This is a genomic window from Providencia sp. 2.29, from assembly GCF_015832305.1.
GTDB lineage: Bacteria > Pseudomonadota > Gammaproteobacteria > Enterobacterales > Enterobacteriaceae > Providencia > Providencia stuartii.
The window spans coordinates 1,863,609-1,883,160 of sequence record NZ_CP065420.1 but is presented as its reverse complement, the minus strand read 5'-3'; the positions used below and the strand labels follow the sequence as shown (position 1 = coordinate 1,883,160).

Sequence of the window (19,552 nt, the reverse complement as noted above, 5' to 3'; positions counted from 1 at the left end):
CTTATCAGTTGAATTGAACCCAACTCATTCTTTAAAACGGCGGGTTAATCAGCATTCGCACTCTTTAAGGAATGGTATGCAATCTCATTAACATATTGATTGATCCCCTCTACCGCCAATACACCCGCTTGTCGGCTATCCATGGTATGAATATCTTGTTTCACATTAACATCCCCTTGGTTAACAACAATGCTCTTATGATTGCTAGTTGTGACATTAGATAAATTGGGATCAGCTAGGTTTTGCTTAATTAAGCCGCCAGCAAGATTTGAGATTTGTACTAATTTTTTTTCACTTTGATATTTATCGTCAATAATACCCAGTGCTTTTAATATTGAAATAATACCCGATGTCAACTCATCAAGCTTTTGGTTTACCCAATTAAATGCCAACTCGAAAGGCTTTTTAATTAATTCAGTCACCCCATTAAACGTATTCGCAAGATCATTAATAAACTTGCCAATATCGGTATCACTGAGATCAAAAAGATTTCTAATAAATTCCCATCCCGCTTTAAATGGTGCGGTTAAGAATTCCTGAATTGCGGCAAATGCTAAATTAAGTTTTTCCGTCCATGACGTTGAATCGTCGGTGAATATTTCATATAACGATTGTATCAAATCAAACGCTGACTGAAATGGCGCCAATAGGTAATCGATAATCGCAAAAAATACTGTACTTAAACCATCAATAAAGGTTTTTGCAACACTCAATACCCATTCAAAAGCCATTTTCGCTGCATTTTTAATGACATCCCAAGCCTGAATAACCCCTTGGATAAGCACTTGCCATAATGCTAAAAATGCCGTGGCAAAACCATGAAAGTAGTGTTCAAATCCTGCCCAAATCTCCTTCAATCCCTCGGTCATGCCCTCCCATGCTTCCCCCATCATCGCCGTATTACCACTGAATAAGCCAAAGAGTAGCTTTAAGGCATTACCTATATATTTAAAGAAGCCACGGAAAATCATCACAGCACTATCGATAGTGAGCGCCCATGCTTGAGCAATGCCATCGAAAATCAGTTTATTTTCAGCATAAAAAGTATTCCACCAAGCTAATACTGACTGTATCCATTCAATGGCTGGCGCCCAAAACTCACTAAATTGTGACTCACCACCGTCTAGATAAGCCATGAGATCCCCGAGCAGCACCATCAGTCCAGCCACCGCAGCCGCAACCCACATGACAGGGTTCGCGGCAAAGGCTATTAAAGCGGCTTTTTTAAAGGCCGCTAACACCGCTATAACGCCAATGATTGCCGCTTTCCACCCTATGGTTTTTTCGACTAAGAGATTAATGGCACGACCCGCATTCCCTATCGCTTGTATGCCTTTACTCCCCCACACGACCAGCTGAGTTAATCCCTCTGATATCAGTGTCTTATTCGCATCTAGCCATTCATTAAAGCGATTAATCACCTCCGTTAAGTTAGGGAGTAGCCCTAGTACGAGTTTCGTTTTTATTGACTCTATTGATAAGCTAGTTTTCTTCGTGACTGATTGATATTCATCAGCTTGCTGTAATTCTTTCTCAGAAATGGTAAATAACACACTTTTTTCCTGAGAGAGCTCTCTCGCCCCTGCTACCGCGCCACCAATAAAGCTAAAGAATTTATTCGACATAAAATCAATAGCCGTCACGAGACCAGAAACCACTGCTTTCAAATTATCAATCGTTAAACCCGCATTACTTAATTTCTCACCTAATTGGCCAATAACTGTTGCCGTTGAAGTCGCCGCCGCGCCGAGGGCAGTGACGACACCTTTTAGTTTAACCACTTGCTCTTCATTAAGACCGATAATGGTTAGAAGTTGTTCGATTCCCATCTTCTGCCCTCTGCTGAGACAACAAACGCTCGACATAGGCCTCATGAAAATCAAGCACATCGCCGAGCGTTGCTGTCGTTCTAAGATCATGACCGGTATATTTGCCTTCCATAATGGGCAGCATTTTTAACCAATCTACATCTGTTATGCCGTTAGATTGACCAAACTGGGCATATTTACCTTGGATGCGACTCCATCGGGCAAAAAATCAGCAAAATGAAAGACTAGGCCATTAACAATAAGTGGATAATAATGGGAACGATAAGTATTAAAATGGGTATTAAACACATCCACTTTATCAAGCTGAATAACATTGCCATCGGCATCTTTTGCTATCACCCATTTTAAGATGAATTTTTCGATACCTTGCATTTCTGTGGAGCCAATATTGGCAAGTACGCCCCCCACATCGATATCAACCTGTTCACCATTCATTGCAATGCAACCTTTTAGCATCCCCAATAGCTTCATGGCATGGGTTTTCGCTTCGATAAAGTTGCTATGACGATGCTCATAAGTGATGTTATCTTTTTCCATCAGTTAAAGGCTCCTTTACCCAATTTAGTGATCACACGTTCAAATTGGATCACCCATGACTGCGCATTATGGCCAGCCCCACGTGTTTGCGTCGGCGGTGTTGTGAAAAAGCCAACATGCCCCACAATCTCATCACCGTTCCACGTATCCTTGATATACAATTCAAGCGGCGCGGGAGCAGATTGGCTGCTGAGCATTTGATTACGTAGATTCGATAAAAAATGATTATCTGCAGAGTGTTGCAGTAACTTCAGTGTTAATATTCCCGACTGGTTACCACTAAAAACATAAACCCCACGCCCATTAGCGCCGAACGTCCAAGCACCATCATCACCTACAGGAGCAATTGATAGCGCATCTGCAGATTCATCAAAGGCTGTGATTTCATAACCATTGATACTAACCATAAGACTTTTGTGATTATAAACAGACATAGTGACCTCTTAGCGGTTGAATTGAATTAATAAATCTGCTGAATGACCCGCACCCGCGAGCTTAATTGCACACATAATCGGCATCATTTTGCGTGCTTCTCGATCCGCTTGTGACTGAACATCAAAGCTATCCGAATAAAAATAGAAACCTTCATCTAAGCGGTCACCAAAAGTCACCTCGCCAATATCACTGCCACGCCAGATCCCCCCTGCTAAGAAGCCATTGCGTTTAAATTCGTTGCCAATGACAATCAAGGAGCCAATTAGCATCGCTTGGCCTTTATCGGTTTGAGGAATTTTTGTAGGGCTTGCTTGTAAGGTCGTGAAGGCTTGTTTTTGGCACGCATCGATAAACGCATCCAGCCCCATCACTTCATCAATAAATGTGCCGCCGAGCATCGTGCCTTCAGCTAACATATTGATACCGTCATAATCGGTATAAAAATTGATCCCCAAACGACGGCATTTTTGTGCCGCATCTTGAGTCACGCGATCGTCAGAGCGTACCGACGTTTGTTGCTTAAATTTGACAGTTTTTGCGGTGTTCTGTCCTTGCCAAACCGTTGAAACAGCAATCGCCAACAACTCAGCACCGGCATGGTTATCTCCCGTTTTGTTGAATTGCACCATCAACCGACCACTGTTTTTATCAAACAGCTTTTTCAGTATGTTACTGTTGTTCCACTCAATCTGCTCATCACGCGTCGCGGTATAGGCCATAACTTTTAAGTCAGCCGCGGTCACCCATGCATGAGCATCATCAAGCTGTTCATCGGTGAGAGAGTCTGCGAAATAGACGCCATACCAGTTTTGATAGACATTTTGTAGTTTATGCAAGGCTTCGGAAGGTAGTTCTGCATTAACAGTTTGTGCGGCGGCTCCCACCGTTAGCGTAGCTTGGCCTTCTTCCAATTTGAGTAAATTACCCACATAAGTACCGCTAGTGGATGGCTTCACATAACCGAAACGCGTTTTTGCATCTACTCCTGCCGTTTTCGATTGAATGATCATGCGCTTACCGATGGCATCCCACACCGCTTGTACGTTGGCATCACTAGGTAGCTTTTGATTAATAACTTTTGCAATGTCTGAAAAATCAATAGCTTTACTAAAGTCGAGGGCCGACAGTAAAATATCAGAGCCCGCAAGGTTCAAAGTCATTGCACCATCAGTAATCGCCTTTAATACATTCAGTCCAACAGAAATCGTTGAGCCTTTTAGCGCATTCGCGGTTGCGGCAATTGTCTGTTTCTCTTTCGCAAAACGCGCGATCATCGCACGCTTCAATTTAGGGCGCGCAGAAAACAGTGCTTGTGCTGCTTTATAGGTTGCCGATTTTGTACCAAATAAATTAGCAACATCTTGTTCATTAGAAACAAATACATAACGCGAAGATGCATCAACAAACGCATTGCCCATTTCAGACGTAAAAATCGCAATCATACTTAGATCACGACGTTGTACGGCTGCCGCTTGGGGTAAAATTTGTGCATTAATGATCTCTTTAATAGATAAACTCATAATGGTTCCTTTAGCGTGGTTATAACGACCGATTCACCATAAGTCAGTGATGATTCGATACGATGAATATGTGATAGTGTTAAATTGAGCTGTGCTCTTTGTTGCTTTCCTTCAGGCTCCTCCTCGGGGAAATATTGAATTTCTGATCCGTGAACTAATCCCGCCCCCATAGCTTTAAGTTGTTGCAAAGCAAGGTATGTGTGCATTTGCGCGGCTAAATCTTCAATCAATAAGAATGCCTGCTTACCTTGTGCGGTAATCGAAACCGTGGTTTCCCGTGTCGTCGTCACCACTTCTCTACTGTTTTCTGCTTCGAATTTAACTTCCGTACCGATAGAATGAGATACCAATGGCGTGACAGTGATAAAGTCATCCCATTTCGATACATCGGTATAAACACTGCCATCAAGAACGCGTTCTTCCGGTAGTCGTGTGAGCAGCACGATAATTTGGCGCAATTTATCTAGGTTGAGCCGTGAAAGCGTTGTTGTTTCCATGTGAATTCCCAATAATTAGGCATAGACAATCTTCCGCGCTATCGGTGATAGTCGGTTGTTTTATCTGCTATTCAATTAGTTAAAGATGTAATAAACGCTTACTTGAAAAAGAGGGTATGGCGTTGTTGTTCAATCACTCTGATGGCTTGCTTATCTAAATTACATTGTTCGATAATAGTTAATAATGTTTCATTCAGTAGAAGCGAATCACCCCAAGTTAATTCGAGAGGAATAATCGGGGGTAAACAATCATCGAGTAAATAAGCTGGGATCGCCATTTGCGGCTGTGGAACGTATTCTTTCTGAATGTTTGTGCAACTGGACAGTAGCATCACTAGGCACACGATGAGTGGCACAAATAGTGTCAGAAAGCCTCTTTTTAATAACTTCTTTGGTTTGTTCAGAACTAAGATCCACCTCATTTCGTTGGTTAAGATGATTTTTGGTAATTTTATTGAGTTGTGCTGAAAATTTTAAATACCCATTAAATAAAGCCTGTTGCGCTGCCATTTGATGATTCAGTGACATATATTGGCGATTTAACTTGTCATAATCACGCATTACCCACCACAACCAAAAAGCTAGGATCAGGCTGGTCGCCGTAAATACCTTGGTTAGCGATGTCATAGAGGGTAAGCGCGGTATGACAATTGAAAATGTGGCCCGTCTTTAAAATTAACCCAGTCACCTCCCCATTCAATTTCCACGTTTAATTCCGCCGCGGCCTTTTTCATTGCTCGAGCAACCAGCTCGAACTTAGACCAATCATTCCATGGAATTTGACGGTGAATTAATGGAGCGCAGTCGACGGCATGCCCTGTTAGGTGCCGACTATTCATCGTTTGACTTTGTCCATTAGCCACTAATTGCCGTTGGCGAGCTTCATTGCGTTTTCCTTCAATAACCATGAAATCAACACGGCTCAATTTGATCGCTCGGCGCACCACTTTGACTAAATCAGGATGCACACCCCGTAAGTTTTGTTCACTACGCTGGCTAAGAAAAAATTGATTCATCATTAAACTCCAAATCGATTTTTAATAAATTGGATGATCATCTCAAAGATGCCATAGAGTTTTTTTGTTCCTAAAAAACCGATCACAACACCACAAAATTCGGCTAATAAGCTCCAAGACTCGGTATTGCCATTTTGTGCTAACCACCATTCAATAAACCGGATTGTGCCCACACTCAGCAAACCACACATCAACGCTTCCAATAAAGATTGTTTCCAAAGCATCCCTTCGCGTCGTTCACGAATATAGGCAATCGTTGTTGCAATAGAAAATCCGCCAATAAGCGGAAGATAATATTGTAGCCAACGCAAAATTGGCTCCCACCATTCATATTTGTCAGGCATAAATCTATTCACTTTATATAAGTGTTCTAATAAAAGCTTCTTTTACCATGATAACTTTATTGAACCATACTGAATAATTGATAGGCATTATTTTAAATAAAAGGCATATAACAAAGAGATAAAGTTTTCATTCAGTAAAATACTCTTTTCATAAACATAGTTTCATTAATCAGTAAAAAACATCAGTCCTATTCATTAAGGATTCATTCATAATTGACCTGATTGAAAACGCTCAGTATTAACAGATTAATTCCTTTTTTGCGCGCGCACAAATTTTATTACTAAGACTTTATAGCCACCCTATTTTCTAACCTTTTACGTTGATGAACAGCTTATTTAAAATAAAAAAAGCCTCTAAAGCGAGACTGTTTGTTATTGGAAATTTTCAGTATTAGCAGATTAACCCCTTTTTTGCGCGCGCACAAATTTTATTACTAAGGCTTTCTAGCTATTCTATTTTCTAACCTTTTACGTTGATGAATAGCTTATTTAAAATAAAAAAAAGCCTCTAAAGCGAGACTGTTTGTTATTGGAAATTTTCAGTATTAGCAGATTAACCCCTTTTTTGCGCGCGCACAAATTTTATTACTAAGGCTTTCTAGCTATTCTATTTTCTAACCTTTTACGTTGATGAACAGCTTATGTGAAATAAAAAAAGCCTCTAAAGCGAGACTGTTTGTTATTAGAAATTTTCAGTATTAGCAGATTAACTCCTTTTTTGCGCGCGCACAAATTTTATTACTAAGGCTTTCTAGCTACCCTATTTCTAACCTTTTACGTTGATAAATAGCTTATTTAAAATAAAAAAAAGCCTCTAAAGAGAGGCCTATCATTTGTCAAAAACGTTCAATTATAATATGTTAATATATGTTTTGCGCGCGCACTCGTCGTTCTGATTTTATTACTGGCTGAGCGCATAAAATATCAATATCTAACTGAATATTTAATGTTTCTAAACAGCCTAAAATAAAACTTTCGGCAACTTGTATTCTCTCACGTATTTCCCCTTCCCGTACTTTATATTTCCGACCAATAGCCCGCTTTGAATAACCTTTAACATAATAGTCTTCAATATAACTACGTTCACGCTCCATACCAACAACCCCAAGTTTGGCAACACATAAATCGATAACCAAACCATCTTCATCACTACACATTGGCCTACTCTTGCTTGTTGATGTTACCAAATCACGAAAACCAGCGGAGACAGATGACCAACCTATCACACCACAATGATCGCCATATGACCAACCACCCCAATATGTAAGAATTTGTTGTATGTTTCTATTCATCATTTGCAACCTACCTTTCCTACACTGTTTTTAACTAATAACCCAACTCATACTGCACCTTAAGCTCAGCTTTAGACGCTTTTATATTCAACTCACCAATAACAATATAAGTAGTATTAAACTACCAATATTTTTGTTTGTCAATTACAATAAAAATTGTATTATATCTAATAACAATAATTTTTATTCTTTATAAGAGGTTAACCTCATGTCACTAGCAAGCAGGATCCGGCAACGCCGGCAAGAACTAAACTTAACCCAGACTGAGTTAGCAGAAAAAGCGGGGATCAGTCAGCAATCAATCGAATCCATTGAAAATGGTAGAACCAAAAAACCAAGAAATATTATAGAGATAGCAAAAGCTCTTCAATCTCATCCTGAATGGCTACTCAACGGCAAAAGCATTATGCCAATATCCGAGGTCAATAGCCGACGAATTCCACTATTAAGTTATGTCCAAGCTGGGTTATTTAAGGATGCCAACCCGATCACTGACTATGAAGGGAATTTCGAATACATCTTAGTTGATGACGATATCAGCGCGAATGCATTTGCATTACGGGTTGAAGGCGACAGCATGACACCTGAGTTTAAAGAAGGTGACATCGTAGTGATTGATACCGAGATCTGGCCTAACCCAGGTGAATTTGTGTTTGCGAAAAATGGCGGGAACCAAGGAACATTCAAAAAATATCGGCCTACAGGTATTGGTACTGGTGAGTTTGAATTAGTGCCTCTTAACCCTGATTACCCAACGTTGAACAGTCACGATTATCAAATTTCACTCATTGGTGTCATGGTTGAGCACCGCATTTACCGCCGCAAAAGATAATTCTCTAGACCCCTCTCTTAACGCGTTTTCTCTGCAAACAAGAAAACGCGTTATCAAACATAGTAATTTTCTTTCTATTAAAAACAAGCAAATAGGTTACTCAACCGATAAATTACTACATTCATAGTTTACATTTACTATTTATATAGTAATATAACCATCGTAATACTAATTATACTGTAATAAAGTCAGCCTTCTTCAACCTAGGAGAACAAAAATTGAACGATGCATCAATAAAGGGATAGACGACTAACATGAATTTGCAGGTGAACTGTATTGGGTCGGTAATACCAGTGTTTAGTCTTGTAATACCGACAAAATCAAAGTTCAGTGAAAACATCTTGTTCACTTAATCATTTGAGGTTTTATGATGGATTTAGAACATATTATTAAAGAAAACACACAGGTAATGCGCCAATTAATTGCCATTCTACAGTCTAAGGGAGGCTGTTTTAACAGCGATAATATTGAAAATAATGCACATCAATCTTTTGTTTACTCTCACACAGGTGCAACAGATTCACCTATAGAAAAAGATATTGATATTAATAGCCTTACATTAAAACAAATTATTGCATTATGTGTAATATATAAAGGCAATTTTGAGCAACTCACAGGATCACATATTAAGAAAATCAATCAAATATTAGATTTAAATACTACAGAGCAGCATAGGCAAATCGAAGCTTTACATATGACACTGGTAAATTTAGAACAAGTTACAAAATTGCCGAATATTGCTATTCATAATTTATGTATAGAAATTTTAGCAAATTGGGGTAACTTACATGGCATTGCTGAACGTTGTGAATTTGTCCTATCCCTTATCAGTTCTAAACACGTAATTGAAGATAAAACAATTCATGTTGACCCTAATATTCTATTTTCACAAGCAGAGAGCCTTATACTGCAATTAGCCAAAAATGGATATCGAAATGAAGCAGTGGAAATTCTTAATCAATTTAAAGCAAAAAAATTAAATCAAGTCGCCATAGAACATTTACCTGAGGTCATCAAAATAGCAAAAGGTATATTAAAAAATTAACCCTCTGCATTTTATCTCGTCGCAAAGATTTATTTTAATATTTAGGAGTTTTTATGGTGAATCAAAATAATGATAGTCCGCTCTACCTTAAAGTCGCTCGTGACGCGATACGTCTCGAAAGATCAGGTAAATACTTTGAAGCGTCCAAAGCATGGTCACAAGCTAATCGATTATCGCGTGTTTATCGTAACCAAATATGGTGTGAGCGCCGTGCTGATTTTTGTTATATGCAGATTCAAAGAGAAAAATATAAACTCATGGCTGACGATGAGTCTACAGAAAATTCTCTGATATGACACATATCAGCAGTATCTTTCATATAAAAATCGTTTAAACAACTCGCTATTTTTAATAGCGGGTTAATATTGTTAGCTTTTTATGCTAGCTGTGAAATAATGTTTTTATCTTTGCAATAATGCAGGAGATTATCTCTGTTGTTATATGTTTTTATACTTTTCACAGCCTATTATCATGACTTTTTCAATAAACCCACTTATCCTTAAGTGGAATATATTTCCTTCGCAAAAAATATCGGGTAAATTATATAGATATAAAATGGAGTGATCATATGAACCCGATAGTAGTAAAGACAAGAAAAAATCTATTAAGATTACAAGCAAAATACCTAGCCCAAAATAAAGGTATTACTATCGATGATGCTTTTGATCTTTTATTAAAGCCTAACAATGACGCTAAAAATTCGCTCACATACACTCATCGTGTAAGAAAAGGTAGGCGGCAACATCAACCCTCTTCACTTTTAACCGGCTTACTCAATAAAACCTATGCAAGAGATTGGACAAAAACCAAATAATATTTCATCCGCCTATTAGATATGGTAACTAATAAGCTACTAGGGGGGTTTACTTAAAAGGAAGTATCAATGAGCGTATTAAAAAGGGTTGTTACAGGGAAGTATTCTCTCGCTGTTACAGTTTGGGGTTTTTGGCTATTTTTAGAGCTATGCAGCTCCGCCGTATTTTTACTAATGAAAAGTAGTGATGCTATTCCAATCAAAACACAGCTTTTTCTTATCTTTTTTCTATTCATATTTAAAACATCGTATTCTATCGCCATTATAACGGGCGTTTTTCACATGTTAAAAAGCAAAGTGACGATTTGGCGTGTCGTTGTTATCCTGTTGTTAAGTGTTCAAATTATCTGTTTAATAATCGCGATGATAAATTGGTGTATGGTCGCCCTACCTGACATTATTAATTATCAGATATATGAAGAAAGTACTAAAAGCCTGTTTCAATGACAGGCTATAATTTAATACTGTCTGCCGGCATTAATCTGGCAATGCCCTAGGAATAGAGTATCACCTATTTGACTATGTTATTTCTATAAAGATTATATAGGCTCTAAATTCTCAAATTTATACAGTGCCCTCAATTTAAAAGGGGAACAAAAATAGTTTAACCCCATTGAAATCTTTATGCTTGAGTCTATAAATAGGCTTTGCATTGCTTTGATGGTGTCTTGTTGGGCTTTTATTACCCAGCTAATGAGTCTTTAGTGACATTTACCCCCCTATATGTTTTAATTTAACTTAAGGTTTGATGGTAAAAGAAAATTTTATGGGTTCATTAAAAAAACTTGTTCAAGGTGAATATTCAATTCATCTTTTATTCATTATAATTTGGTATGTTGGAACTGCATCTATTCAATTTATTTTTGAAAAATACCCAACAGCTCAGGGCATATATCGAATAGATACAATGCTTTATCTCTTTGCGACTTCAAGATTTCTTCAAGCTTTATTATCTTTAATTGCTTTTGTTGGTATTTTTTCGACACAAAGGAAGCAATTAACAAAAGTAGGGATGATTTATTTAATTATTATCGCACCAGCGTTATCCTTTTACATCGCCTCGTTTTATGATCTCATAATATATATCAATGCTGGTGATTGTGAGTCATCACCTTGGTGCATGAGGACTTACTTTACTAAATAGCAGGCATGATGATATTTGTCTGCTCTTCGTTTTTACACAGCCAAATCAGATTATCAGAACATTAATTTAAGCTTATCATAATGCAAAAATCTGATTACACCATAATAAGTCCATCAGTTCCTAAAAATTACGACCAAGAGGATATGCCACCAAAAGACAATGGTCATGAATAACGTTGTCAATTACACACGCCAGATAATCTCGAGGAAAATGGTGAATATTCAGCTAGGTATTGATGTGTAATTTATTTTCTAGCATTTTCTTTCGCTTTCTGGTGAATTTTATCTTTCATTTCTTTTGTTATTTTTTGGTAAGTTTCTACAGTGCCATCATCAGAAACAGTATTCATAAAAATATCATCACCTCTTTTTTTAATTGTCACAGATACTTTTACAGGCTCGACCTCACCAAAATCTATTGGTTCTATTTTTCCATTGATTGTATAAGTCATTTTGGTCACTTTTTGCGTTAACACGCTAGAATTCGGGTCAAATTTCCACAAAGATTCTTGTTTGATTTCTTCTACATTATCACCTAGTTCAATCAGCAATGCATCTCTCGCAACACCATTCGGAGCTAGGATCATCAGTTTAAGAATTCTTACTTCGGGTGTATTATTTGTATCAAACCAATAGCCATATAAATCACTTGTTGAGTATGGTTGCGGGAGCACGTCAATTTTTGTCTTTTTTTCCGCTGTTTCATTTTCACCAGCCATACTGACACTGGTGATACAGAAAAGAGCGCATAGCATAACAATCAAAGAGAATATTTTTTTCATTATTTAAATACACAAATTTATTTATAGAGCCTTAGTCGCCAACAAATATCGACTACACCTCAAACAATCCATTTTTATCAAATCTTAATGTGCTGTAATAGGACAGATCATTAAATAGCTTTCCATTACCAAGAGTTGTCATTCCAGCTTTTTTCTCACAGTCACCATCTTTAACAAAACTCACGCTATCTACTCTTCATTTCAAGCCGAACGGAGCATCTGGTTTTCTGCCGCAGCCTACCAATAATGCAATCAGAGCAGCTGCCACGAATATTTTTCCATTATTCGTACTCTGCCCCTGAAACTATTTTTTGACCATTGGCACATTTAGCTACCACAAATCCATCATTTGCCCACATTTTTACCACATATGAGTCTGGGCTATTCTGAATTACTTTAACGGGATATTCACCAATTAATTGATTATACATCTTATTGACATCTGATTTGCATGGCGAAAATGGCATAGTGTCAGTTCCAAGTATTTGCTCATATTTTTCTTTTGGCGGATTGCCTGAATCTACAAGTTTATTTAATTCCTCCTTTGTATAAGATGTTCCTGCATAAACGCTAAAACCAATACAAGATAAAACAATTGCAATTATTGACTTTTTCATCATCCCATCCTCACACTCAGTTTTTTATTAATTTAATTGATGTTATACCGAAAGCAGCGTAAAACAAAGCAAACAATTAGGTACAAAAAACCTGCCGGAGCAGGTTATTCACTAGTGCTTGAGCTACCAATTCACTTGCTATTCAGAAAATTACTTACTAAATGCAATCAAAACAAAAATAGCAAGAGGAGGTGTGATGACTACATCTGCTACAACGGTAAATGGTGTAGCTATTATCTTTGCAATCAAATTACCTGCATTAAATGATTTCTGTTCTTCGGAAGCATACAGTTCAACAGTATATAATTCATTTAGTTTTGCATTGGAAGTTACTGGTAAGCTTATATCATTCCTATCAATAATATACCCTTTAATTGGCACAGTTCTTACCCAAGATGATTTATCATTTCCTTGTGCCCTATTCTTAAAGCCTGCCTGCTCTAAGGCCTTTATTTGTGCGTCAGTAAATTGAAATTTGGGATCAGTGTATACAAAGTAATTCTGCATAAATTCGATCGGTGATTGACTGTTGCTATTGGGAAGTATTTTAATTCGAATTATTCCCTTGGGATTATCAAATGCAGTTAATGGGATTATTTTCACTAATTCATTTAACTCCATTAATTCAGAAGAGCCACTGGTTAATAAATAGGCGTACTTTTCTCCTATAAAACCGAATCCAGAATCCGGAAATTTGATATCATTTATATCGTTTTTTGTTGTTTTACTTTCAATTTTAATATTTTTATATTCAAAACTGGCAATTATTTTATCTGTTAACTTAACAACATTTTGTGATTTGGTTTCGACTGTTGGGTTATCTTCCCAAAAGTTTTTTGTTAAACATCCCGTAGAGCTTAAAATCGATATGCTCAAAAAACACGCTAGTAATTTTTTCATTCCATTGCCTCAATAAGTTTAGCTTAAGTCCAATGAATATTAGGGCAACACCTCATTTAAGGCAATAAAAAACCCACCGAAGTGGGTTCATTTGATTTTACCATGACAGTGTTTATATTTTATATCCATTATTACAATCGCAAAGGCTGTTTCTATGTGGAGAGAGTTTTTTCTTTTCACCAAAAACGCCATTTTGTGGCTGCCAATTTGGTATTGTAATTTTCTTTACTATCTCACTAAAGCCAAGAATTTCAGATGCGTGTATAACAAACCCTAAATTTAACATTGTACTATTGGTAACTTTTGCATTTTCTTGTGCGGGTATGTCCACTCCACATTAATTGAGACACACTAAATTAAAGTTTTCTAACTGTTTACGATAGGCCTCCGGAGGGAGGTGATTTAAACTTTCGTGCGTTCGGTTTTGGTTATAATCTTGCTGCCAATACCACGCTAATTCTCTAACTTGACTCAATGATTCAAATAAATACGCATTTAAAAATTCACGATGGAACGAGCCATTAAAACGTTCGATAAAGCCATTTTATTGCAGTTTGCCCAGTTGAATATGGCACAGTGACGCAGCCACTCAATAATCTAGATACTGTCAAACCTAATAAGATGCGCTTCATTCCTATCCCCACATCAACTTAGAGGAGCCTTTCACCATAGCCTATATGTTATATAGTGCAATGGGGAGCAAATCGTTATTTATTCTTAGTGGAGTTACTCCAGGTCTTTATCAAAATAATCATCTAATTTACTCACATGCTCACAGCGACTTTCAAACCCATTAGGGATACCTCCATTTCTCATCCATTCTTCGCATGACGCAGCTACTTTTCCATAGGTATATGCCCCTGTCATTGCTATGTATACAAACCTTTCACATTTTTGTTTATCATTCTGATCGTCACATATCAGCTTTTTCATTTCTTCCATTTCATAAACGCCACCAACACCTGTACCTTCAGGTGCTAGTACAGTTGCATTTGCAGGAACTGATAGCAATGAACCCAATACAAAAAAAGTGCTTAATAAGATTTTATTCACGTTACCCCCTACTTGTTTTAAGCCATGGTAACTAACGTAAAGAACAAAACAAAGCAAAAGACCTCAGTTAAGAAGCGTAATATGTGATCTGGATTGCAAGCCCATCCTTGGGCTATGTGTGGTTAGGCTACGGCTTTGTATTCTTTATCGTGAATAACTAATCCATTCCAATTCTTTTTCATTGGTAACTCACCTGCAAGATAAAGCTCATAAAGACGTTTAGCACCTTTCTTCAATGATACAGGCTGATATTTGATGAATGGCTCATGACCGTGAGGATTAATTTCACTCTGATTTTCAGTCATGTATTTATCACAAGCATATGAAGCAACGCGCCAGAGAACATTTTTACCTGATTTGGTCTCGTGATATAACCAGCTGCGTTCTGCTAGCCACATTTGAACCTGTTGAGTATTTACGCCATTAAGCATTTTACAGAATTGTGTTGGTGTCATGCCTTCTTTGAACAGGTTTGACATGCATTCAACTTTGTTGTTCAGTTCTTTATTAGTGTGTTCAAGTACAATAACTTTTTCTGAATACGTGAGTACTCCACACTAAAAAATGGATTAATACTGGATGGATAAGCGGGTCTCGCAAAGACCCAAAAAAGAAAAAGCCACCTTGGCCATTTGCTAGAGCAAACTGTATTGAAGCTTTGAATGACAGCATGCACAATAACACTGAAAGTGTGTAAGAAGAGGAAATAAGATATCAATCTTCCGAAGGGGTAAGATTGGTATGTGAAGTGGCATTGTTAATTTGCTAAAGCCATTGGCGTCGCGTTAAACGATACTGCGTGCAAGGTTCTTCGCAGTTAGATTGGGAACCATCATAGGTATGTGTTTGTGCATAAGGAGGCGAAAAATAGAGCGGATGGAACATTAACGCCAGCAGTGAGAAGGTATGCTCATTTAGCGCCGAATCATCTAACTGAACATGCAATGAAGATAGACGAGCTAATGTCACACGATGACACAAATATGGCACAACCGCTACTTAGGGCATTGTAATTATGCGCACAAATAAAAAGAAAAAACCCGCTATCTGGTTGAGAGATAGCGGGTTCTTATTTGGTGCCGGCTACCGGAGTCGAACTGGTGACCTACTGATTACAAGTCAGTTGCTCTACCAACTGAGCTAAGCCGGCGAATTTGGCGGAAGGATAGAGATTCGAACTCTAGGATGGTTTCCCATCGGCGGTTTTCAAGACCGCTGCCTTCGACCGCTCGGCCATCCTTCCATGGGGCGCGATTATGGAGGAATCGGCGCAGCTTGTCTACCCCTGAAAGTAAAAAAATTGATTTTTTCGTTCTGTTTGGCTAATCTTCACTCAATTGTTCTCTATTTCATAATAAAAGTGCTAATATCTGTGCAAAATCGGTGTCTCAATTTTTCATAGGCGTATGATTTTTAGTCAATTAATATATTTTTGCCGACAGGACAGTTCACCACAATATGTACAGACAATCTTTGATAAAAACCATTTTACTCTCACGCCTATTTTACGTCTTTATTCTGCTACTCGTCGTGATGCTCTCGCTGTCGCTATATAATTCGTATCACTCGTGGCTACTTAGCCGCCAATCCTCCTTGAATACCATAGCGAAACAATTGGCCTACCAAATAGAGGATTATCGTTACCAAGCTAACTTGATGTATAAACAGGTTAACGAAAAACCAGCCACTACAAACTTAAATACGACACCGGCCTCCCCTGCCCGTATTACGAAAATTCGTCATGACGTTTACTGGCTAGGCAGTACAAATCAAACCATTGATGCAATTTTATTTGGGAGTGATAGTGAGCGAAATAACTTATTAGCAACAAAATTAGCTAACTACATGGAAATCGTCTGGGGGGCGCGAAATGAATATAACTCGATGTATTACCTCAATGGCACTGATAACACGCTGATCTTGGTCACCACGCACTCTATATTAAAGCCCGAGTTACGTTATAAAGAGAGCTATCTGACAATGACCGCTGAAGAAAAGCGTACAGATATGCTAACTCAGTCGACACTCTTAGATAGAAGAGAGATCATTTCTAACCTACAAAAGCTGGCACCTGAGAATATCTATTATTATACCTATCGTCTGATGTTTAATTCACCTGGCCAATTAACCAGCGTGATTTCGTTTGATATATCGATCAACTCGATACTCCCAACAAACCTGAAAGGCGATAATATCTCGTTATCGCCACGTAATAATGATACCGCTAAAGGAACAAATGTTGAGGTGCGAGGAACGAGCTTAGTTTTCGCACAGCATATTGAAGGTAGCAACTATCAAGTTTATTACCGAGTACCGTTAAAAGACCTGATTGTCGGTGTTATTGGCTATAATATATGGCTGCTTACTTGTATGGTTGTCGTGATATTGCTTGTCTTCTTTACAAGCGTCTTTATCCGTAACCGGATCATTTCACCGAACTCAGTCATGCAACACCAATTAGAGCTTCAAGAGACACTGAATAACGATATTATCAATAATATTAGTTATGGCATTCTAGTGTATGATTTTACATCAAATAAAAAATTACTGAGTAATAATGTGGTAAACGCCTTATTGCCTTCGATGGATCTCAACCATATTAAAGAATTGGCGACCCATAACCATGATATGATCCAAATCTCGATTGAGAATAACGTTTATGAAGTTATCCTCGTCAATATCAGTATGCTAGAAGATACTTATCTCTTCATTATTATTGATAAAGATAAAGAGGCATTAACTCAACGCCGACAAGAGATGGCTAATCGCGAATATAAGAAAAATATTCAACTGAGAAAAGTGGTGTTTGAGAACATGCAACATGAAGTTCAACCTTCATTAACCGAGCTGAATAAAGCGGTGGGTGGGCTGATTGAAGCTTCTGAAGATGATAAGCACGAATTTATTGATACGATAGTCGCCCAAACGACCCATATTAATCGTTGGTTTAATAATATTAACTTATTAAACTCCTTAGAATCTTCCTCTGGAAAACTACAAACTGAAAAAATCTCAGTGAGTTTGCTGCTTACTCAATTCTTAAAACAAAACCTTTTCCGCCTTAAAAATAAAGGGTTATCGCTCTACTTCTATAATAATATTAATCCAGATTCTCTATTTTCATTAGAGCCGACCTACTTAAAACATCTATTGCAGTTAATCCTAGAGTATTCCGTTGATACCACTGCATTTGGGAAAATTGCCGTTAGCCTGAATTATCAGGAAGATAAAAAAACCATCATTATTGATATTAAAGATAGCGGTATGGGCCTGACAAACCAGGAGTTAGCCAATATTCAGCATCCATTCTCAGGGCAAGTATTAAACGCATCACGGTTTAACCGCTCAGGGATCACCCTATATTTATGCAAGGCTATCTGTAAAAAGATGAATGGCAGCTTTACTGTTAAAAGCAGCCCTGCAATAGGCTCTCACTATCAATTAACTTTACCTACAAAATCAGCAATCATTGCCGATAGCTATCCTACATTACTCGAAGATATTCATATTCGTTTAGCAATTCACAATATTGATACATCACGAATTGTCAGAAATATCCTATCTAATTATGGTGCAGACTTTTTAGATTTACACGAAAGTTCACCGCATACGGATTGGGATCTATTGATAACAGATAATGATGATAATCAGTTTAAAAACATAATAAAAATTTCTGGAACAACGTCAGGTGTCAACTCAATCACACCACAGCACATAGAAGTTAACTATAACTTTGCAGATGAGCTGATTGATGCTATATCTTTGCTTATTGAAAATGCACAAGCCGATGATGACGAGTTGGCGTCGGTGGTCGGAATTCCACTTTCCCAGCACGATACGACACCAACAACTGATGAATCGATGGAAAGCATACTTCAAACTTATCAAAATATTTTATCAAATAGCGATTATAAGGATTTGTTTATAACAACAGTTCCGATAGATATTAATAAACTGTATACTAGTGAAAGTCTTGAGGATTTGGCCGAATTGAAAAACACAGCACACCGTTTAAAAGGAGTTTTTGCTATGCTAGATTTTAGGTTCCTTCACAAGCTTTGTGAAGATTTGGAACTTTACATAGCAGAAGGAAATAGCTTAAAAATAAGTAATTGCATTAGAGAGCTGGATGTTTCAGTGGAAAAGCTAATGCCAAAAGGTAACCAATAATATGAATAACCTAAATGTCATTGTTGCCGATGATCATCCTATTGTTCTTTTCGGTATCAGAAAGTCACTCGAACAGATTGAATGGGTCAATATCGTTGGTGAATTTGAAGATTCAACGTCTTTAATTAATAACTTAGCGCGTTTAAATGCCGACGTCTTAGTCACTGATTTATCAATGCCTGGTGATAAATACGGCGATGGTATTACGTTAATCAAATATATTAAACGTCACTACCCTGATCTTTCTGTCATTGTTCTCACCATGAACAATAACCCTGCGATTTTAAGTGCAATCCTTGAGCTAGATATTGAAGGTATTGTTTTAAAACAAGGCGCGCCTGCTGATCTACCAAAAGCTTTAGCCGCATTACAAAAAGGGAAAAAATTTACCCCTGAGAGTGTGAGTAAGCTACTTGAGAAAGTGAATGCAAGTGGTTATGGAGATAAGCGCTTATCGCCAAAAGAGAGTGAAGTTTTACGCCTCTTTGCAGAAGGCTTTTTGGTCACAGAAATAGCTAAGAAATTGAATCGTAGTATTAAAACGATTAGTAGCCAAAAGAAATCAGCAATGTTGAAACTCGGTGTCGACAACGATATCGCATTACTTAACTACCTGTCTTCTGTTAGCATCGATAACTCATCTACCGATTAATCGATAAATCACCTTTATGTTATTGCTGAAAAACCCGATACAAACGGGTTTTTCTCTTTAACGCTTTTACCGGG

General features: G+C 37.7%; 23 protein-coding genes, 2 tRNA genes and 2 pseudogenes. 9 read left to right on the top strand and 18 right to left on the bottom strand.

Features of this window, described 5'->3' with window-relative positions:
* Positions 1–44: 44 nt before the first annotated feature.
* The 10 genes from I3B46_RS08375 to I3B46_RS08335 all read right to left on the bottom strand — a co-directional run bounded on the left by I3B46_RS08375 (position 45) and on the right by I3B46_RS08335 (position 7,473).
* Positions 45–1,829 carry a hypothetical protein gene (locus I3B46_RS08375; RefSeq protein ID WP_104873565.1) on the bottom strand — a complete coding sequence of 595 codons (1,785 nt, stop codon included), beginning with the start codon at positions 1,827–1,829 and terminating at the stop codon, positions 45–47.
* A 144-nt stretch (positions 1,830–1,973) separates the two neighbouring features.
* Entirely contained in the window at positions 1,974–2,366 is a 393-nt protein-coding gene (locus tag I3B46_RS08370; protein WP_004921014.1) for a phage tail assembly chaperone, read from the bottom strand.
* Positions 2,366–2,800: a phage protein gene (locus I3B46_RS08365; RefSeq protein WP_004921015.1), complete on the bottom strand. Its 435-nt coding sequence runs from the start codon at positions 2,798–2,800 to the stop codon at positions 2,366–2,368. Before I3B46_RS08365 ends, I3B46_RS08370 begins: the two co-directional genes overlap by 1 nt.
* Positions 2,801–2,809: 9 nt before the next feature.
* Positions 2,810–4,321 carry a DUF3383 domain-containing protein gene (locus I3B46_RS08360; RefSeq protein ID WP_040133275.1) on the bottom strand — a complete coding sequence of 504 codons (1,512 nt, stop codon included), beginning with the start codon at positions 4,319–4,321 and terminating at the stop codon, positions 2,810–2,812.
* Positions 4,318–4,818, bottom strand: coding sequence for a phage neck terminator protein (locus I3B46_RS08355; RefSeq protein WP_014656235.1), 501 nt, complete (start codon positions 4,816–4,818; stop codon positions 4,318–4,320). Before I3B46_RS08355 ends, I3B46_RS08360 begins: the two co-directional genes overlap by 4 nt.
* A 98-nt stretch (positions 4,819–4,916) precedes the next feature.
* Entirely contained in the window at positions 4,917–5,096 is a 180-nt protein-coding gene (gene lysC / locus I3B46_RS22665) for an Rz1-like lysis system protein LysC (protein WP_104873566.1), read from the bottom strand.
* Complete coding sequence (locus I3B46_RS22350) at positions 5,068–5,379, bottom strand: hypothetical protein (protein WP_014656237.1); 312 nt, start codon at positions 5,377–5,379, stop codon at positions 5,068–5,070. The genes lysC and I3B46_RS22350 overlap by 29 nt, the downstream gene beginning before the upstream one ends.
* A 62-nt stretch (positions 5,380–5,441) precedes the next feature.
* Positions 5,442–5,837 carry a M15 family metallopeptidase gene (locus I3B46_RS08345; protein WP_004921025.1) on the bottom strand — a complete coding sequence of 132 codons (396 nt, stop codon included), beginning with the start codon at positions 5,835–5,837 and terminating at the stop codon, positions 5,442–5,444.
* On the bottom strand, positions 5,837–6,178 hold the full coding sequence (locus tag I3B46_RS08340; protein ID WP_014656238.1) for a phage holin family protein: 342 nt from the start codon (positions 6,176–6,178) through the stop codon (positions 5,837–5,839). Before I3B46_RS08340 ends, I3B46_RS08345 begins: the two co-directional genes overlap by 1 nt.
* Positions 6,179–7,038: 860 nt before the next feature.
* Positions 7,039–7,473, bottom strand: coding sequence for an antiterminator Q family protein (locus I3B46_RS08335; RefSeq protein WP_040133276.1), 435 nt, complete (start codon positions 7,471–7,473; stop codon positions 7,039–7,041).
* Between the two features lie 205 nt (positions 7,474–7,678).
* Between I3B46_RS08335 and I3B46_RS08330 the strand changes: the two genes are divergently transcribed.
* The 6 genes from I3B46_RS08330 to I3B46_RS08305 all read left to right on the top strand — a co-directional run bounded on the left by I3B46_RS08330 (position 7,679) and on the right by I3B46_RS08305 (position 11,305).
* Entirely contained in the window at positions 7,679–8,302 is a 624-nt protein-coding gene (locus I3B46_RS08330) for a LexA family protein (protein ID WP_004921030.1), read from the top strand.
* A gap of 367 nt (positions 8,303–8,669) precedes the next feature.
* Positions 8,670–9,347, top strand: coding sequence for a hypothetical protein (locus I3B46_RS08325; RefSeq protein ID WP_041705003.1), 678 nt, complete (start codon positions 8,670–8,672; stop codon positions 9,345–9,347).
* A gap of 53 nt (positions 9,348–9,400) precedes the next feature.
* Entirely contained in the window at positions 9,401–9,643 is a 243-nt protein-coding gene (locus I3B46_RS08320; protein WP_004921036.1) for an ANR family transcriptional regulator, read from the top strand.
* Between the two features lie 272 nt (positions 9,644–9,915).
* A complete protein-coding gene (locus tag I3B46_RS08315; protein WP_163761986.1) occupies positions 9,916–10,161 on the top strand; it encodes a hypothetical protein in 246 nt (81 codons plus the stop codon).
* Positions 10,162–10,230: 69 nt separating this feature from the next.
* Positions 10,231–10,608: a hypothetical protein gene (locus tag I3B46_RS08310; RefSeq protein ID WP_014656241.1), complete on the top strand. Its 378-nt coding sequence runs from the start codon at positions 10,231–10,233 to the stop codon at positions 10,606–10,608.
* Positions 10,609–10,927: 319 nt separating this feature from the next.
* A complete protein-coding gene (locus I3B46_RS08305; protein WP_225829657.1) occupies positions 10,928–11,305 on the top strand; it encodes a hypothetical protein in 378 nt (125 codons plus the stop codon).
* Between the two features lie 244 nt (positions 11,306–11,549).
* Here I3B46_RS08305 and I3B46_RS08300 read toward each other — a convergent pair whose 3' ends face one another.
* From I3B46_RS08300 to I3B46_RS08275, 6 genes and pseudogenes are all read right to left on the bottom strand, one after another.
* Entirely contained in the window at positions 11,550–12,023 is a 474-nt protein-coding gene (locus I3B46_RS08300; protein ID WP_230084764.1) for a hypothetical protein, read from the bottom strand.
* Between the two features lie 344 nt (positions 12,024–12,367).
* Positions 12,368–12,703: a hypothetical protein gene (locus I3B46_RS08295; protein WP_014656243.1), complete on the bottom strand. Its 336-nt coding sequence runs from the start codon at positions 12,701–12,703 to the stop codon at positions 12,368–12,370.
* 150 nt (positions 12,704–12,853) lie between these two features.
* A complete protein-coding gene (locus I3B46_RS08290; protein ID WP_014656244.1) occupies positions 12,854–13,603 on the bottom strand; it encodes a hypothetical protein in 750 nt (249 codons plus the stop codon).
* A 337-nt stretch (positions 13,604–13,940) separates the two neighbouring features.
* Positions 13,941–14,183 (bottom strand): annotated as a pseudogene (locus tag I3B46_RS08285) (integrase core domain-containing protein); the annotation flags it as partial.
* Between the two features lie 146 nt (positions 14,184–14,329).
* The gene (locus tag I3B46_RS08280; protein ID WP_040133280.1) at positions 14,330–14,656 is read right to left on the bottom strand and encodes a hypothetical protein; all 327 of its coding nucleotides are present in this window, start codon (positions 14,654–14,656) and stop codon (positions 14,330–14,332) included.
* 122 nt (positions 14,657–14,778) lie between these two features.
* Positions 14,779–15,156 (bottom strand): phage antirepressor KilAC domain-containing protein, encoded by a 378-nt coding sequence (locus tag I3B46_RS08275; RefSeq protein WP_255532014.1) that lies wholly within the window; start codon positions 15,154–15,156, stop codon positions 14,779–14,781.
* A 267-nt stretch (positions 15,157–15,423) separates the two neighbouring features.
* On the opposite strand from I3B46_RS08275, the pseudogene I3B46_RS08270 reads away from it, so the two are divergent.
* Positions 15,424–15,669 (top strand): annotated as a pseudogene (locus I3B46_RS08270) (hypothetical protein); the annotation flags it as partial.
* Between the two features lie 61 nt (positions 15,670–15,730).
* On the opposite strand, the gene I3B46_RS08265 reads toward I3B46_RS08270, so the two are convergent.
* Positions 15,731–15,806: transfer RNA gene (locus I3B46_RS08265), tRNA-Thr, on the bottom strand.
* Positions 15,807–15,811: 5 nt separating this feature from the next.
* Positions 15,812–15,899 (bottom strand) — tRNA-Ser (locus I3B46_RS08260).
* 215 nt (positions 15,900–16,114) lie between these two features.
* Between I3B46_RS08260 and rcsD the strand changes: the two genes are divergently transcribed.
* Complete coding sequence (rcsD, locus tag I3B46_RS08255; RefSeq protein WP_104873571.1) at positions 16,115–18,826, top strand: phosphotransferase RcsD; 2,712 nt, start codon at positions 16,115–16,117, stop codon at positions 18,824–18,826.
* Position 18,827: 1 nt separating this feature from the next.
* Positions 18,828–19,478 carry a response regulator transcription factor RcsB gene (gene rcsB, locus I3B46_RS08250; protein WP_004921064.1) on the top strand — a complete coding sequence of 217 codons (651 nt, stop codon included), beginning with the start codon at positions 18,828–18,830 and terminating at the stop codon, positions 19,476–19,478.
* Positions 19,479–19,552 lie beyond the last annotated feature (74 nt).

Excerpts from the sequence above, each read along its gene's own strand:
- I3B46_RS08375 (WP_104873565.1), bottom strand. The coding sequence starts at position 1,829 with ATGGGAATCGAACAACTTCTAACCATTATCGGTCTTAATGAAGAGCAA.
- I3B46_RS08370 (WP_004921014.1), bottom strand. The coding sequence starts at position 2,366 with ATGGAAAAAGATAACATCACTTATGAGCATCGTCATAGCAACTTTATC.
- I3B46_RS08365 (WP_004921015.1), bottom strand. The coding sequence starts at position 2,800 with ATGTCTGTTTATAATCACAAAAGTCTTATGGTTAGTATCAATGGTTAT.
- I3B46_RS08360 (WP_040133275.1), bottom strand. The coding sequence starts at position 4,321 with ATGAGTTTATCTATTAAAGAGATCATTAATGCACAAATTTTACCCCAA.
- I3B46_RS08355 (WP_014656235.1), bottom strand. The coding sequence starts at position 4,818 with ATGGAAACAACAACGCTTTCACGGCTCAACCTAGATAAATTGCGCCAA.
- lysC (WP_104873566.1), bottom strand. The coding sequence starts at position 5,096 with ATGGCGATCCCAGCTTATTTACTCGATGATTGTTTACCCCCGATTATT.
- I3B46_RS22350 (WP_014656237.1), bottom strand. The coding sequence starts at position 5,379 with ATGCGTGATTATGACAAGTTAAATCGCCAATATATGTCACTGAATCAT.
- I3B46_RS08345 (WP_004921025.1), bottom strand. The coding sequence starts at position 5,837 with ATGATGAATCAATTTTTTCTTAGCCAGCGTAGTGAACAAAACTTACGG.
- I3B46_RS08340 (WP_014656238.1), bottom strand. The coding sequence starts at position 6,178 with ATGCCTGACAAATATGAATGGTGGGAGCCAATTTTGCGTTGGCTACAA.
- I3B46_RS08335 (WP_040133276.1), bottom strand. The coding sequence starts at position 7,473 with ATGATGAATAGAAACATACAACAAATTCTTACATATTGGGGTGGTTGG.
- I3B46_RS08330 (WP_004921030.1), top strand. The coding sequence starts at position 7,679 with ATGTCACTAGCAAGCAGGATCCGGCAACGCCGGCAAGAACTAAACTTA.
- I3B46_RS08325 (WP_041705003.1), top strand. The coding sequence starts at position 8,670 with ATGATGGATTTAGAACATATTATTAAAGAAAACACACAGGTAATGCGC.
- I3B46_RS08320 (WP_004921036.1), top strand. The coding sequence starts at position 9,401 with ATGGTGAATCAAAATAATGATAGTCCGCTCTACCTTAAAGTCGCTCGT.
- I3B46_RS08315 (WP_163761986.1), top strand. The coding sequence starts at position 9,916 with ATGAACCCGATAGTAGTAAAGACAAGAAAAAATCTATTAAGATTACAA.
- I3B46_RS08310 (WP_014656241.1), top strand. The coding sequence starts at position 10,231 with ATGAGCGTATTAAAAAGGGTTGTTACAGGGAAGTATTCTCTCGCTGTT.
- I3B46_RS08305 (WP_225829657.1), top strand. The coding sequence starts at position 10,928 with ATGGGTTCATTAAAAAAACTTGTTCAAGGTGAATATTCAATTCATCTT.
- I3B46_RS08300 (WP_230084764.1), bottom strand. The coding sequence starts at position 12,023 with ATGGCTGGTGAAAATGAAACAGCGGAAAAAAAGACAAAAATTGACGTG.
- I3B46_RS08295 (WP_014656243.1), bottom strand. The coding sequence starts at position 12,703 with ATGAAAAAGTCAATAATTGCAATTGTTTTATCTTGTATTGGTTTTAGC.
- I3B46_RS08290 (WP_014656244.1), bottom strand. The coding sequence starts at position 13,603 with ATGAAAAAATTACTAGCGTGTTTTTTGAGCATATCGATTTTAAGCTCT.
- rcsD (WP_104873571.1), top strand. The coding sequence starts at position 16,115 with ATGTACAGACAATCTTTGATAAAAACCATTTTACTCTCACGCCTATTT.
- rcsB (WP_004921064.1), top strand. The coding sequence starts at position 18,828 with ATGAATAACCTAAATGTCATTGTTGCCGATGATCATCCTATTGTTCTT.